The following is a 13,741-nucleotide window of genomic DNA, read 5'->3' on the forward strand; positions in this document are numbered from 1 at the left end:
CGGTGACCCATGCACAATCGGGTTTCCGCCGCTTTGGTCTATTGTGAGGCGCTTTCGCAGCGCTGTGTGACCCGCCATGACCCTGCCGTTCAAGCTCAACCTCGAACCCTCCCGCGACAAAGCGGTGCTGCGCAAACAACTGCAGGCCGAGCGCCTGAGTTTGCTGGACAGGCACCAGCGGGCTGCTCACCTGCAAGAGGTGCTGCAGGTCTGGCTCATCAGTCGCAAGGAGCAGACCATTGGCGCTTACTGGCCCATCAAAGGCGAGTTCGACGCGCTGCCTGCGCTCTACCGCTGGAGTGAAGCGGCAGAGGGCCGCCGCATCGGCCTGCCAGTCATCAACCGCGAAACTAAGCAGCTGACCTTCCATGTCTGGTACCCGGGCTGCCCCATGGAAGAGGATGCCTATGGCATTCCCAAGCCCAAAGATACCGAGGCATTTCATCCTGAGTTGCTGTTGGTGCCTTGTGTCGGGTTTGGCCCAGGGGGCACGCGCTTGGGTTACGGCGGTGGTTTTTATGACCGCACGCTGGCGGCCTTGCAGCCTGCCCCCATCACGGCGGGGCTGGGCTATTCCCATGGCTATGTGCCGTGGCTGGAAGCCGAGCCGCACGATATGCCGCTGGATGCATTGCTGACTGAAGAAGGCGTTTTCTGGCAGCGTGACTGAGCGCATGGGCGCCGCATTGAGTGACACCTCAGGCGCTTGGCCAGACGGCTTTCCTCGCCGGTTTGAGCCCGAGCAAGAGCGAGCCTACGGGCAGTGGTTGAACCGCAGATTGATGTCGGTTCGCAAGGTGGTCACGCTGGTCGGGGCGGCGACTTGGTGCTCCTTTCTGCTGTGGGATTTCGCGCTCGCGCAAGCGGACCCGGCGTATGCCGCCGTGATGTCCTGGATCTTGATGCTGCGGGTCGTGGTGGCGGCGGGCCTGTTGATGGCCTACACCTTGTTTGTGTCGTCTGAACGGGTGCTGACGGAAGCGGGGTATGCCGACCGCATGATTCTCTGGGCGTCCGTTTTCGTTTATCTGGGCCTTAGCTTCATCGTTGGCATCATGCCGGCCCCTTACGACCAGCTGTATGGCTTCACCGGATTGGCGCTGGTGAGTGCATTCTCCTTCGGCTTGTTTGGTTTGTCGGCGCGCGCTGCGGTGTGGTTGGCGCTCTGGCAAACGACGGCACTGAGTGCCACGATGATCTGGTGCACCACCCGTAAGCCGACCGTGATGCCAACGGCGGTGACGCAGCAGTTTTCGGTGAGCGCCATTGTGCTGCTGGGCTTGTTCATCGCCGTCGGATGTATGGTGTGTTGGCTCTTTGAGTTGATTTCGCGACGCAGCTTTTTGGACCAGCAGGCGCTCGCCGTGCAGAACGAAGAGATTCGTCGCCATGGGCTCGAATTGCAGCGCTTGCATGATGCGCTGGCAGTCTCCAGCGCGGAAGCCCAAGAGCGCCTGCAGGCGGTGATACGGCTCAAGGAGCGACTGCATCAAGATGCAGAAGCTCGCAATCATGAGCGTGCGCAGTTCATGGCCAGTGCGGTGCATGACTTGCGACAACCTGTGCAGGCCATCATGGCTGCGATGTACCCCGTCTCTCGCGCGCTGGAGCGCGGGGACCAAGCCACTGTCGCGCAGTTGCTGCAGCTCTCTCATCAAGCCACCCACTTTTTGCAGGACCAGCTGACCGGCATGCTGGAAATCGCGCGTTTGGAGTCTGGTCGCGTTCAGCCCGAGTTGGGTTGGGTGGACTTGCGGAGCTTGGTCAAAGAAATGGTGGATGCCTTTTCGGCCCAGGCTCAGTCCGAAGGTGTGCGCCTGGGCTTGGAGAGGCCCGCTGAGGCCTGCTGGGTCCGCAGTGATGCGCAATTCCTGCGCCGCATACTGGGCAATCTGATCAGCAACGGTATCAAATATCGCCGCGCCGAAGCCGAAGAGGGCGCTTGGGTGCGCGTCATGCTCTCTTGCGACGCGGGACGCGTTGACGTGCAGGTGGTCGACAACGGCTTGGGCATTGCCAAAGACTTGCTGGACCAAGGCTTGATCTTTCAGCCCTTCTTCCAGGCCAATAACCTGCTGGCACAAGCCGAGAAAGGGGTCGGCCTAGGGCTGGCGGTGGTGCAGAAGCTCTTGGCCTTGTTGAGCGGCCATGCCTTGGCGGTGCGGTCTGATTTGGGGCGGGGCAGTTGCTTTGCGCTGAGCATGCCGCATGCGGCACAGGGCGTGGATGCCTCGACATTGAGTCTGGCGGATGAGGTGGAACTGTCCGCGCTCGCTGGCTTGTATGTTCTGTTGGTGGAGGACGACGCCATCGTCCGTGAGTCTCTGCAGCACATGCTCCAGGGGGTGGGCGTCTTGTGTGAGTCGTTTGCGGACCATGACTCCCTGGCCGCGGCTGCGAGCGGCCTAGAGCGTTGTCCGGATGTCCTCATCAGCGACTTTCGCCTTCCGGCGGGCAGGACCGCATTGGATGTGCGGCGCGTGGTGCGCACGGTGTGGCCCCAGGTGCCCTTGGTCGTGCTCAGTGGTGAGCCGCTGGACGCAGAGACACTGCCCGAGTTGCACGGCGTGAGCCTGTTGCGTAAGCCCGCTGCGGTGGCCGATGTGCTGCGCGCTTTGCTGCGAGTGTCTCGGCCAGTCCAGGTGAAGGCTGAGCAAGCCTGACCTATGTCAGCCCCAGCTTGAGGGGATGGAGGGCAGCCACTCTTGGCGCTTGATGAGCTTGCCCGGCAAGCCGCCGGCCGCAAAAGCCCAGGTTTTGCGGGCGATGGCTTGCGCCCGAGCGCAAGGCTTTCTGCTCTGGCGCCCCGCGCCCATGTTGGCGCTGGGCTTGGGGCGTCGCGACTTGGCTTAGAAGCGCTTGCCGAAGCCCACGCTCAGCAGCAGCGGATCGACCTTGAAGGTGCCGGCATTGGTTTCAGTGGGGCCGACCAGCACATCCGTCTTGATCTGCACCTTCTTGGCGTCCAGGTTCAAGACCCAGCCGCCGCCCACCGGCACATCGACGCCCACCTGCAAGGCCAAGCCAAAGCTGTTGCGCTTGAGGTTGGCGCCACCGTCCAGCAGGCGAACGTCAGACACATTCGTGTAGTTCACGCCTGCACCCACATACGGGCGGAAGCTGCTGTTGCCGGTGAAGTGATACTGCGCGGTCAGCGTCGGTGGCAGATGCTTGAAGCTGCCGATGGCGGCGCCATTCGAGTACACGGTTTGCTTTTGTGGAACGGTCAAAATCAGCTCAACAGCCACGTTAGGGTTGATGAAGTAGCTGATGTCCACTTCGGGCAGCCACTTGTCGTTGATGGTCAAGCCCAAGCCGGTGCTGTCCTTGTTGGCCGATTGCAGGTGAACGGCGCGGGCGCGCACCAGCCAGTCACCGCTGTCTTGAGCGGTGGCCAGTTGGGGGGCGGCCAGGGTGGCTGCGGTGGCCAGGGCGATCAGGGTCTTGTGCATGTCATGCTCCTTGAGTGATGAAACCGAAACCTCGTCTGAGGTGCTGGAGTCATTTCAGCGCTGCGGCGCAGGGGCTCAGTTGCTCGACATCAAGATCGTGATCGGACCCTCGTCAAAGCCAACGCTGCTTTGACATGGCGCAGAGCTTGTGCAGGTGCCTGACGCGTGGGCGCGACGGTCAGGCTGACGTGTGGGGTGCCGGGCGGGGTACACGCAGGCCCAGGCGAGAGACCTCGATGATCAACTCGGTGCGGCGAGTCACCTTGAAGTGCCGTAGCAGTTCGGACACATAGGTTTTTCGGACGGTGCCTTCGCTGATACCCATCTGGCGCGCAATGCTCTTGTTGGGCATGCCTTGGCAGAGGTAAAACAAGACCTCCGTCATGCGGGGAGACAGGGCGAAATCGGCCAAGGTTTTGGGCGCAGGCAGGCGATCTGGAGGCAGGCTGGGGCGCGCCATTGCCAGGATTGAGCTGGGCAGAAACACGCCGTCGTTCAGCACAGTGCTCAACGCTTCGGCAAACACCGACTCATTGCCCGAACTCTTGGCGATGTAGCCCGAGGCGCCTGAAGCGATGCAGTGCATGACAGTGTCACGGTCGTCGGAGGCCGACAGCATGATGACCTTGACCGGCAACTCCTGCGCACGGATATGGGCCAGGAGGTCCAGACCGGACTTCTCAGAGCGCAAGTCGATGTCCAGCAGCACAAAGTCAATCTTGTAATGCTGGAGCTTGCGCAGGGCTTCGTCGTAGCTGCCCGCCTCCGTGATCAGCAACTCAGGCTCCACCATATGGAGCATGGTTTTCATGCCTGCCCTCACGAGGCTTTGGTCTTCCACCAGCAACACGCTTTTGGCTTGCATGGCGGGCGAGGCCGCCCCAGCGCTGGCGACTGACGGGCCGGCGGGGGCCGCCGCTGGCAGGCTGTCTGGGGTTTCTTCGGGATGGGGAAGCATGGGGCTATTGTGATGTAAATCTCACCAGCGATAGCCTTCGGTCACTTCTAACGTCCCAATCGGCGACAGACTTCCAGGGAAAGTGCTGACTGATTGAGTGTGTAGAAATGAATGCCTGGGGCTCCTCCTGCAAGTAAGCGCTCGCATAAACGCGTCACCACATCCAAGCCAAAGGCTCGGACGGCAGCGGCGTCGTCCATGAATCCCTCCATCTTCAGCGCCACCCAACGCGGGATCTCAATCCCGTCGCGCTGGGCAAATTGCGCGATGCGCGCATAGTTATGGATGGGCATGATGCCCGGCACGATAGGCGCTGTCACGCCCAATTTGCGCACTTCATCGACAAAATGGAAGTAAGCATCTGGGTTGAAGAAGAATTGGGTGATGGCCGCATTGGCGCCAGCCTTCATCTTGTCGGCAAAGTGCTGCAAGTCCCGGGCGGCATAACGTTGCTGCGGGTGGTACTCGGGATAGGCCGCTACTTCGATGTGCCAGTCTTCGCCCTGCGTTTCACGAACAAAGCTGACCAGCTCTGAGGCGTAACGGAATTCACCAGCGACGGCCGTGCCGCTGGGTAAGTCGCCCCGCAGGGCCACCAAGCGGCGGATGCCCTGGGCGCGGTAGGTCTGCAAGATCTCGGCAATGCCTTCGCGGGTCGAGCCCACGCAAGACAGGTGCGGGGCGGCCTCATAACCCAAGGTGGCGATGTCTTGCACCGTGGCCAGGGTCTTCTCGCGGGTGGCGCCGCCAGCGCCATAGGTCACGCTGAAGAACTCTGGGCTCACCACCGACAGGTCCTTCACCACGGTCTTGAGCTTCTCGCTGCCGACGGGCGTGTTGGGGGGGAAGAACTCGAAGCTGATCGGCGCTTGTCGCTCACTCATGTCACTCACTCCTTGTCGAGCGCGGTGGGCACCGCCTCGATGAAAAATTCTTTATTGCCGTCGCCGCCCGTGATGGGGCTGTGGTGCCAGCCAGTAACGGTCAGATTGAGACGGCCACAAGCCTTGCGCAGCTTGGCTTCCACATGGCCGTAGGCGGCTTCACTCTTGACCAGGCCCCCGCGGCCAATGTCCACCGGCTGCAGCTCAAACTGCGGTTTGACCAGCATCAGCATTCGGCCACCCGGGGCCAGCAAGGGCACCAGGGCCGGCAACACCAAGGCCAGCGAGATGAAGGACAAGTCACCGGTGATGAAGTCAAAGCCCGCTGCGGGCGCATGCTCACCCAGGTGGGCGGCGGTCAGCTCTCGGGCGTTCAGGCCTTCAAATGAGGCGATACGCGGGTCTTCGCGCAGACGCTCGGCGAGTTGGTCGTGCCCCACGTCCACTCCTACCACCTTGGCACAACCCTGGGCCAACAGCACGTCGGTGAAGCCGCCGGTGCTTTGGCCCACGTCCAAGGCGGTGGCTCCGCTCAAGGGCAGCTTCAGCTTGGCCAACACGCCTTCGAGCTTGAGCCCGGCGCGCGAGGCCCAGCGCAGTTCGGCGTCGTCGGTGACTTCCAGCGTGCAGTCGTCCGGCACTTGCTCGCCAGCCTTCTTCGGGACGGCCCAGCCCTTGGGGCTTAGCCAGCGCACTCCACCCTGCTCAATCAGCCGCTGCGCGGCCGACCTGGTGGGCGCCAGTCCTTGTTGGACCAGCAATTGATCAACTCTCATTCAGACCCCGAAAAAGCATGTCTACACACGATGCAGCGGGCACGCATGGGGCTTGGCGCAAAGCGCCCCTGGCACCGACGCGTAGTTTGAAAACGCAACGGTGCCTGGAGGTTCGCGCCACAGCGCCGGGTGAGTGCGCCCGCGCTCGGGATCAGTACCGGTAGGTGTTGGCCTTGTAGGGGCCGTTCTTGGATACGCCGATGTAGGCGGCTTGCTCATCGGTCAACTCGGTGAGCTGGGCGCCGACCTTCTTCAGGTGCAGGCGAGCCACCTTTTCATCCAGGTGCTTGGGCAGCACATAGACCTTGCCGGCTTCGTAGTGGTCTTGCTTGGTGAACAGCTCGATCTGGGCGATGGTCTGGTTGGCAAACGAAGAGGACATCACGAAGCTGGGATGGCCGGTGGCGCAGCCCAGGTTCACCAGACGGCCTTTGGCCAGCAGGGTGATCTTCTTGCCGTCGGGGAAGATGACGTGGTCGACCTGCGGCTTGATCTCGTCCCACTCCAGCTTTTCCAGCGAGGCGACGTCGATCTCGTTGTCGAAGTGGCCGATGTTGCAGACGATGGCTTCGTCCTTCATGGCGGCCATGTGCTCGTAGCGGATGACGTTCTTGTTGCCGGTGGCCGAGACGAAGATGTCGCACTTGTCGGCGGCGTATTCCATGGTCACCACCTTGTAGCCTTCCATCGCGGCTTGCAGGGCGTTGATCGGGTCGATCTCGGTCACCCAGACTTGGGCGCTCAAAGCGCGAAGGGCCTGGGCCGAGCCCTTGCCCACGTCGCCGTAACCGGCCACGCAAGCCACCTTGCCGGCGATCATCACGTCGGTGGCGCGCTTGATCGAATCGACCAGCGATTCGCGGCAGCCGTACAGGTTGTCGAACTTGCTCTTAGTGACCGAATCGTTGACGTTGATGGCACGGAACATCAGGCTGCCCTTGGCGGCCATTTCGTTCAAGCGCAGCACGCCGGTGGTGGTTTCTTCGGTCACGCCGATGATGTGCGCACCCTTGCGGCTGTACCAGGTCGGGTCCACGGCCAGCTTGGCCTTGATGGCGTTGAACAGGCAGGTCTCTTCTTCGCTGCTGGGGTTGGCAATCAGCGAGGCGTCTTTTTCAGCGCGCTTGCCCAGGTGCATCAGCAGGGTGGCATCGCCACCGTCGTCCAGGATCATGTTGGGGCCTTCGCCCGGTGTGCCAGCGGCGCCGAAGTCAAAGATGCGGTGGGTGTAATCCCAGTAATCCTTCAGCGACTCGCCCTTGTAGGCAAACACCGGCGTGCCGGTGGCCACCAAAGCGGCGGCAGCATGGTCTTGGGTCGAGAAGATGTTGCACGAAGCCCAGCGCACTTGGGCACCCAAGGCCTGAAGGGTCTCCACCAGCACAGCGGTCTGGATGGTCATGTGCAGCGAGCCGGTGACGCGCGCGCCCTTGAGCGGCTGGCTGGCGGCGAACTCTTCGCGGATGGCCATCAGGCCAGGCATTTCGGTCTCGGCGATCTTGATCTCTTTGCGGCCCCAGGCGGCGAGGGTCAAGTCAGCGACGGCGTATTGGTCAGCAGCCAGCAATTGGGCGGGGGTGGTTGCAGCGTTCATGGGCAAAGACTCCGTGTGGTTCAACAGGAATCCCGCATCTCATCTGAACGCGACTGACATCAGACGCGACTCACCCACGGCCAGAGAGGATTGCGGGTGAGCGCCGTTGCCAAATCAGTGCTGGGCACTGGCTGGATGTGTTCGAGCCTGGGGCCACTCACCACGGGGGTGGAGCCTTGCAACGCTCCTCGAACAAGGGCAGAAGTGTATATCGGCCGCACAAGCCCGTGCTTAAGCGCAGGCTTTGTGCGGCCGAAGCGGCTCAGCGCTTAGACGCCAACGGCACCGCTGTCCTTGCGAGTGACCACCACCGTGGCCGAGCGGGGACGGGCCTTGGAGGCGCTGTCCGTCTGGGAGGCGGGCCAGGCGCTGCTGGGGCTGGCCAAGCTGCCATCTTCGCCCGGGTGTTGCACATTCACGAACAAGGTCTTGCCATCAGGAGTGACCGCAATGCCGGTGATCTCGCAGTCCTTGGGGCCCACCAAGAAGCGACGCACCGTGGCATCGGTGGCATTGGCGCCCTTGATCGTGGCGGTGCCGCCCGCCGCAGTGGCCGCGCCACCATCACCCACTTTGCCGGGCACAGCGGCCAGCATCATGCAGTTGGTGACATCGGTGTAGGCACCGTCGTCGGTCTGGATCCACAGCATGCCGCGCGGGTCGAAGTAGAGGCCGTCAGGGCTGGAGAAGTCATTGCTCGCGGTCAGGCCCGACAAGTTGACATTGGCCGCCGCGTCGGCCTGGGCGCCAAAGAGATAGATGTCCCAGGCAAAGCTGGTGGCCGCCACATTGCTGGCCGCCTCGCGCCAACGAATGATGTGACCGTTGGGGTTGCCCTTGGAGACCGTGGTGACAGGCGGCGTTTTGGTGTCGTCGGTCTTCGTGTCACTGTAGTAGCGCGGATTGGCAGCATCAGGCTTGAGCTGGCTGCCGGTGGGCGTGGCCGTCGGGTCCACGCGGTTGGAGTTGTTGGTGAGGGTCATGTAGGCCTCACCGTTGAGCGGGTTCACCGCGCCCCATTCCGGACGGTCCATCTTGGTCGCGCCCAGCACATCACCCGCCAGGCGGGGGTGGGTCACCACATCGGCTTGGTCCGCAAAGGGATAGGTGGTGTTGCTGGCGTCCAGGCCGTTCTTGCCGTGCGTCAGCTCCAGCCACTGGCCGCTGCCGTCGGCATTGAACTTGGCCACATACAGCGTGCCTTCGTCCAGGTACTTGGCGCCGGCTGTCAGGCCGCCATTCACGTCCGCAGCGCTCCACAAGGCTTTGGAGACGAACTTGTAGATGTATTCGTTACGTGCGTCGTCGCCCATGTACATCACGATGGGCTGACCCACGACGGCGGGAGCGGGCCAGGCACCTTCGTGGTTGAAGCGGCCCAGCGCACTGCGCTTGGCGGGTACGGAATCGGGTGCAAACGGGTCGATCTCCACCACCCAGCCAAAGGTGTTGATGGCATTGCGATAGTCCAGCGTGGCGTCCGTGCCCGTGACCGAGGAGGTCCAGCGGGCAAAGAGATCGTCGGTCCCAGCGGTGTCCCACTTGTAGGGGCTGACGCGCCCTTGGGTCAGGCCATAGCGCTTCAGGGCCACCACTTCAGCGGCGCTGCGCAGCGCGTCATCGCCCACGGCCCGGCTGATCACGTTCAGGAAGTTCTCTTCGCAGGTCAGGTAGGTGCCCCAAGGCGTGTAGCCATTGGCGCAGTTGTTGTTGGTGCCGCGCGTCTGGCGGCCGGTGGGTGAGAAGCGGGTCTGCATCAAGCGGCTGCCGCGCGCCGGACCGGTGATATCCATCACTGTCGCCGAGGTGATGCGGCGGTTGAAGCGCGAGCCGCGCACCATCGCCATGTCCATGCTGCCGCTCTTGCGCTGCACTTCAGCCACGCTCACGCCGTGGGCGTAGATTTCCTTCTCCACTTCGCTGACAACGCGGGTGCTGCCTGCGGTCAAGCCGTTGGGGTGCAGGCTGTAGGGGCCCACCACATACTCGTGATTCACGCACAGCAGGCCACGGTCTGAGCGGTCAGCCTGGTACTTGCTGGCCTCGCTCAGGCCAAAGTAGTACATGCCGTCATGGCCGCAGCCAATGCGGCGGTTGTAGCTGTCGGCACTCTCGCTGCCGTCGTTGGCCCAGCTGGCGTCGCCCCAGTGCAGCGGGTCACCCAGCGCGTGCAAGATGCTGGCTTGGTAGCCCTCTGGCACGGTGACCACGTCGTTCTTGTTCTTGGCCACGGCGGTAAAGCCCAGGGCCAGCGGAGCTGGCGCCGGAGGGGTGGGTGCCACGGGAGCTGGTGCCGGTGCGGGGCTGTCGCCGCCGCCACAGGCGCTGAGGCTGAGACTGCCCAGAAGGGTGGCTGCCGTCACGCTGACACCGCCGCGCAAGGCTTGGCGACGGCTCACCATGGCCGCCACCAGCTCATTCATGTGCGGGTTGGCGGAGGGGTTGACGATCTCGTTGTCGTCGTAGCTGTTCTCAGCGAAAGTGGAAGAGGTTTTTTGAAGTGTGTTCATGGCAGTGTCCAGCGGGTGGAGGGATCACTGCATTCTTCAAAACCCATGTGGCCGCGCCGTGACGACGGCGTGACAGTTCGGTGACGGCGCCACAGCGCCCGCCTTACTTGCCGCTTCTGTACGGGTCTTTCAAACCTAGCCCCAGCATGATCTCGGTCTCGCGGGCTTCCATGGCCTCGGCTTCGGCCTCATCGTCTTCATGGTCCCAGCCTTGGGCATGCAGCGTGCCATGTACCAGCAGGTGCATGTAGTGGTCGGCCACGCTGATGCGCATCTGCTTGGCCTCGGCCTCCACAATGGGCGCGCACAGCACCAAATCGGCCATCACCACCGGCTCATGGCTGTAGTTGAAGGTCAGCACATTGGTGGGGTAGTCCTTGCCCCGAAACTCGCTGTTCAGGGCCTGGCCTTCGACCTCGTCGACGATGCGCACGGTGATCTCGCCCGGCGCCTCCAGCGCATGGCGGATGGCGCGCGTCACCTTGTGACGCGGCAGCAGGGCGCGATGCCGACCATCGGCACACTGAAGCGACAGGGTCAAGGGGTGCAGGGCTTTGCTCATGATGGCGGGCGGGTGGGTTCAGCGGTTGTCAGAGGGGCGGTCGGGCGGGCGCTGGGCAACGGCCTGCTGATGGGCCTCATAGGCCTCGACGATGCGGGCCACCAGCGGGTGGCGCACCACATCGGCGCTCGTGAAGCGGGTCATGGCAATGCCCTTCACGTCGCGCAGCACTTGCGCGGCATCGACCAGGCCGCTCTTCATGCCACGCGGCAAATCGATCTGGCTCACATCGCCGGTGATGACGGCTTTGGCACCAAAACCGATGCGGGTGAGGAACATCTTCATTTGCTCGGGCGTGGTGTTCTGGGCCTCGTCCAAGATGACAAACGCATGGTTCAGCGTGCGGCCGCGCATAAAGGCCAGCGGCGCAATCTCCAGCGTGCCTTTTTCAAAAGCCTTGGTGACGCGATCAAAACCCATCAGGTCGTAGAGCGCGTCGTAAAGTGGGCGCAGGTAAGGGTCGACTTTCTGCGTTAAGTCGCCCGGCAAAAAGCCCAGGCGCTCTCCGGCCTCCACGGCGGGGCGGGTCAGGATGATGCGCTGCACGCCGCTGCGCTCCAGCGCATCGACCGCGCAGGCCACCGCCAAAAAGGTTTTGCCTGTGCCCGCTGGCCCAATGCCAAAGCTGATGTCATGCGACAAGATCTGCCGAAGGTACTGCATTTGGTTGGGCGTGCGGCCGGTCAGGTCGGCGCGGCGGGTGTGCAGCACGATCTCGTTGTCGCCCACCGCCCGCGCAGAGACGGCCGGGCCATGGCCGCGCCGCAGGTCATCCAAAGCCAGTTGGAACAGCTCGGGCTTCAGGGGCTTGGCGGCCCGCTCATACAGAGAGGTCAACAGCGCTTGCACCGTCTCGGCGTCGCGTTTAGAGCCTTCAATGCGGAATTCCGATTGCCGGTGCTGAATGCTGACGGGCAACACCTCTTCGATGGCGCGCAGGTGCGCATCGACGGGGCCACACAAATGGCCCAGGCGGGTGTTGTCCAAGGGTTCGAACTGATGCTTCAAGATCATGGGGTGCATTGTCCGGCATCGCGCTGACGCCCAGCGGCGGCCCTGATAATGGCTCGCATGATTGGACGACTCACGGGTCTCATCGCGGAGAAGACCCCTCCGCAAGTGCTGCTCGATGTGGGCGGTGTGGGCTATGACGTAGAGGTGCCCATGAGCACTTTCTACAACCTGCCGGCCTTGGGCGAGCGGGTCACCTTGCTGATCCACGAGGTGATCCGTGAAGACGCCCACCTCTTGTTTGGCTTTGGCACAGCGGCTGAGCGCGCCACCTTCCGCGAGGTGGTGAAGGTCTCGGGCGTGGGGCCGCGCACGGCGCTGTCCATCTTGTCGGGGCTGTCGGTGACGGAGCTGGCGCAGGCCGTCTCGCGCCAAGAAGGCGGGCGGCTGCAGAAAGTGCCGGGCATCGGCAAGAAAACCGCCGAGCGCTTGCTGCTGGAGCTCAAGGGCAAGCTGGGGCCTGATTTGGGCCTGCCGGCGGGCGGGGCGGTGGTCAGCGACAACCAGGCCGATATCGTCCAAGCCTTGATGGCCTTGGGCTACAACGAAAAAGACGCGGCGGCCGCTTTGAAGAAGCTGCCGCCGGATGTGGGGGTCAGTGAGGGCATCAAGCTGGCGCTGAAGTCGCTGGCCTGAACGCCCCGGCGAGGGCGCCTCGCTTATTTGTGCATGCCTTCGTGCCCTTTGGGCATGGCCAAGGCCTTGATGGGGGCTTTGACCTCGACGGTCTCCTTCTTGCCATCCTTGCCTTGAATGGTCAGGGTCAAGGGCACGCTTTCGCCGTCCTTCAAAGGCTGCTTCAAGTCCATCAGCATCACATGGTAGCCACCGGGCTTGAGCTCAACGGCCTTACCAGCGGGCAGGTCCAGGCTGGGGATGGCGGCCATCTTCATGACGTTGCCGTCCATCTTCATCTCATGCACTTCGACCACACCGGCCACCGGGGAGGCGGCGGACAGCAGCTTGCCGCCTTGGGCGTTGGTCAATGTCATGAAGGCGCCAGTGGCCTTTTGCTGGGCCACGGTGCCGCGCACCCAGGCGTCTTTGACCGTGGTTTGAGCCCAAGCGGGCGATGCGGCGAGCGTGGCGGCCAAGCTGGCCAGAGCAAACAACTTGTTCATGATGATCCTTGATCGGTGAAGGTAACTCAACCCTGATTCAGACGATTGGGTTGACGAGAAGTTCAATGACTTGCGCGCTGCCTGCTTCAGGTAGGGCTCAGCACGCCCAGGCGCAGGCTGCCGTCGCTGCGGGTCATGCCGGAGGGCCACTCGGCCTGCACCAAGCGCGACAAGCTGAAACTGGCGCCTTGGCGTTGCCGCCCAGCCAGAATCTGCGTGCGCTTGAGGTTGGCAAAAATGCGCGACACGGTCTCGGGCGCGGTGTCGATGATGGCCGCCATGTCCTTGATGGTCGGCAGGGCACAAGTGCCCTCCCCGCTCCAAGGGGTGCCCTCGGGCGTCAAGGTCAGCAGCAGGTGCTTGAGCCGGTCTTGGGCCGGGCCGCTGCGCAGCTTGACTACATCTTCGCCCCTGCGCTGTTGCTGCAGCAAGCCTTCGATCAGCGCCATGCGGCGCTGGGTTTCCCCAGGCAGCACGCGCTGGCGTGCGCTGCTGGGCACGATGGCACGCGCGGTGTAGGCATAAGGGTAGGCGGCCAGCAGCTCCAGGCCTAGCAGGTCCCCCGGCAGGGCCAGATGCACAAAGCGAGGGCCTTCGCGGTCCATGCGGTCCAGACGCACGGCGCCGGATTCCAACTGCCACACCGTGCCCGAGGCGCCGGCTTCAAACAGCGGCTCGCCACAGGCCAAGTGCATCAGTTCCAAAGAAGAGGGTGATTCCAAACTCATGATCAAACTCCCGCAGCCGCCGGCCCGCCAGGGCTGGCGTTGCGAGGCTCAAGGCCTCGCGCTGCGCAACAAGAGATATGCAGTGAGGCCCTGGCCCACACTGCCGTGCCCGCTTGAACTTGCGTTCGAGCAGGAAGATACGGGT

The 13,741-nt window shown here is 63.1% G+C and carries 13 protein-coding genes and 1 riboswitch; of the genes, 3 read left to right on the forward strand and 10 right to left on the reverse strand.

What is annotated here, in order from left to right; genetic code table 11:
- The first annotated feature begins 76 nt into the window (after window positions 1-76).
- Complete coding sequence (locus ACIQ3Q_RS05515; RefSeq protein WP_396268004.1) at window positions 77-670, forward strand: 5-formyltetrahydrofolate cyclo-ligase; 594 nt, start codon at window positions 77-79, stop codon at window positions 668-670.
- Window positions 663-2,663, forward strand: a complete 2,001-nt coding sequence (locus ACIQ3Q_RS05520; protein WP_396268005.1) for an ATP-binding protein — start codon at window positions 663-665, stop codon at window positions 2,661-2,663. The genes ACIQ3Q_RS05515 and ACIQ3Q_RS05520 overlap by 8 nt, the downstream gene beginning before the upstream one ends.
- A gap of 186 nt (window positions 2,664-2,849) precedes the next feature.
- Here the strand turns inward: ACIQ3Q_RS05520 and ACIQ3Q_RS05525 are convergent, their stop codons facing one another.
- From ACIQ3Q_RS05525 to ACIQ3Q_RS05560, 8 genes are all read right to left on the reverse strand, one after another.
- Window positions 2,850-3,452: an OmpW family protein gene (locus tag ACIQ3Q_RS05525; protein WP_396268006.1), complete on the reverse strand. Its 603-nt coding sequence runs from the start codon at window positions 3,450-3,452 to the stop codon at window positions 2,850-2,852.
- Between the two features lie 178 nt (window positions 3,453-3,630).
- Window positions 3,631-4,410 carry a response regulator gene (locus ACIQ3Q_RS05530; RefSeq protein ID WP_396268007.1) on the reverse strand — a complete coding sequence of 260 codons (780 nt, stop codon included), beginning with the start codon at window positions 4,408-4,410 and terminating at the stop codon, window positions 3,631-3,633.
- A gap of 47 nt (window positions 4,411-4,457) precedes the next feature.
- Window positions 4,458-5,294: a methylenetetrahydrofolate reductase [NAD(P)H] gene (gene metF / locus ACIQ3Q_RS05535; RefSeq protein WP_396268008.1), complete on the reverse strand. Its 837-nt coding sequence runs from the start codon at window positions 5,292-5,294 to the stop codon at window positions 4,458-4,460.
- 5 nt (window positions 5,295-5,299) lie between these two features.
- Complete coding sequence (locus ACIQ3Q_RS05540) at window positions 5,300-6,070, reverse strand: TlyA family RNA methyltransferase (RefSeq protein ID WP_396268009.1); 771 nt, start codon at window positions 6,068-6,070, stop codon at window positions 5,300-5,302.
- A gap of 151 nt (window positions 6,071-6,221) precedes the next feature.
- Window positions 6,222-7,664 (reverse strand): adenosylhomocysteinase, encoded by a 1,443-nt coding sequence (gene ahcY / locus ACIQ3Q_RS05545; protein ID WP_396268010.1) that lies wholly within the window; start codon window positions 7,662-7,664, stop codon window positions 6,222-6,224.
- Window positions 7,665-7,755: 91 nt separating this feature from the next.
- Window positions 7,756-7,860: riboswitch (S-adenosyl-L-homocysteine riboswitch) on the reverse strand.
- Between the two features lie 73 nt (window positions 7,861-7,933).
- On the reverse strand, window positions 7,934-10,174 hold the full coding sequence (locus ACIQ3Q_RS05550; protein WP_396268011.1) for a PhoX family protein: 2,241 nt from the start codon (window positions 10,172-10,174) through the stop codon (window positions 7,934-7,936).
- Window positions 10,175-10,277: 103 nt separating this feature from the next.
- Window positions 10,278-10,736, reverse strand: coding sequence for an rRNA maturation RNase YbeY (ybeY, locus tag ACIQ3Q_RS05555; protein ID WP_396268012.1), 459 nt, complete (start codon window positions 10,734-10,736; stop codon window positions 10,278-10,280).
- An 18-nt stretch (window positions 10,737-10,754) separates the two neighbouring features.
- On the reverse strand, window positions 10,755-11,750 hold the full coding sequence (locus ACIQ3Q_RS05560; protein WP_396268013.1) for a PhoH family protein: 996 nt from the start codon (window positions 11,748-11,750) through the stop codon (window positions 10,755-10,757).
- Between the two features lie 57 nt (window positions 11,751-11,807).
- On the opposite strand from ACIQ3Q_RS05560, the gene ruvA reads away from it, so the two are divergent.
- Window positions 11,808-12,383 (forward strand): Holliday junction branch migration protein RuvA, encoded by a 576-nt coding sequence (gene ruvA / locus ACIQ3Q_RS05565; protein WP_396268014.1) that lies wholly within the window; start codon window positions 11,808-11,810, stop codon window positions 12,381-12,383.
- 23 nt (window positions 12,384-12,406) lie between these two features.
- Here ruvA and ACIQ3Q_RS05570 read toward each other — a convergent pair whose 3' ends face one another.
- Window positions 12,407-12,868: a copper chaperone PCu(A)C gene (locus tag ACIQ3Q_RS05570; protein ID WP_396268015.1), complete on the reverse strand. Its 462-nt coding sequence runs from the start codon at window positions 12,866-12,868 to the stop codon at window positions 12,407-12,409.
- An 86-nt stretch (window positions 12,869-12,954) separates the two neighbouring features.
- Window positions 12,955-13,596 (reverse strand): Crp/Fnr family transcriptional regulator, encoded by a 642-nt coding sequence (locus ACIQ3Q_RS05575; RefSeq protein ID WP_396268016.1) that lies wholly within the window; start codon window positions 13,594-13,596, stop codon window positions 12,955-12,957.
- Window positions 13,597-13,741: the final 145 nt, after the last annotated feature.

The organism is Ideonella sp., assembly GCF_044358605.1.
GTDB lineage: Bacteria > Pseudomonadota > Gammaproteobacteria > Burkholderiales > Burkholderiaceae_C > Ideonella.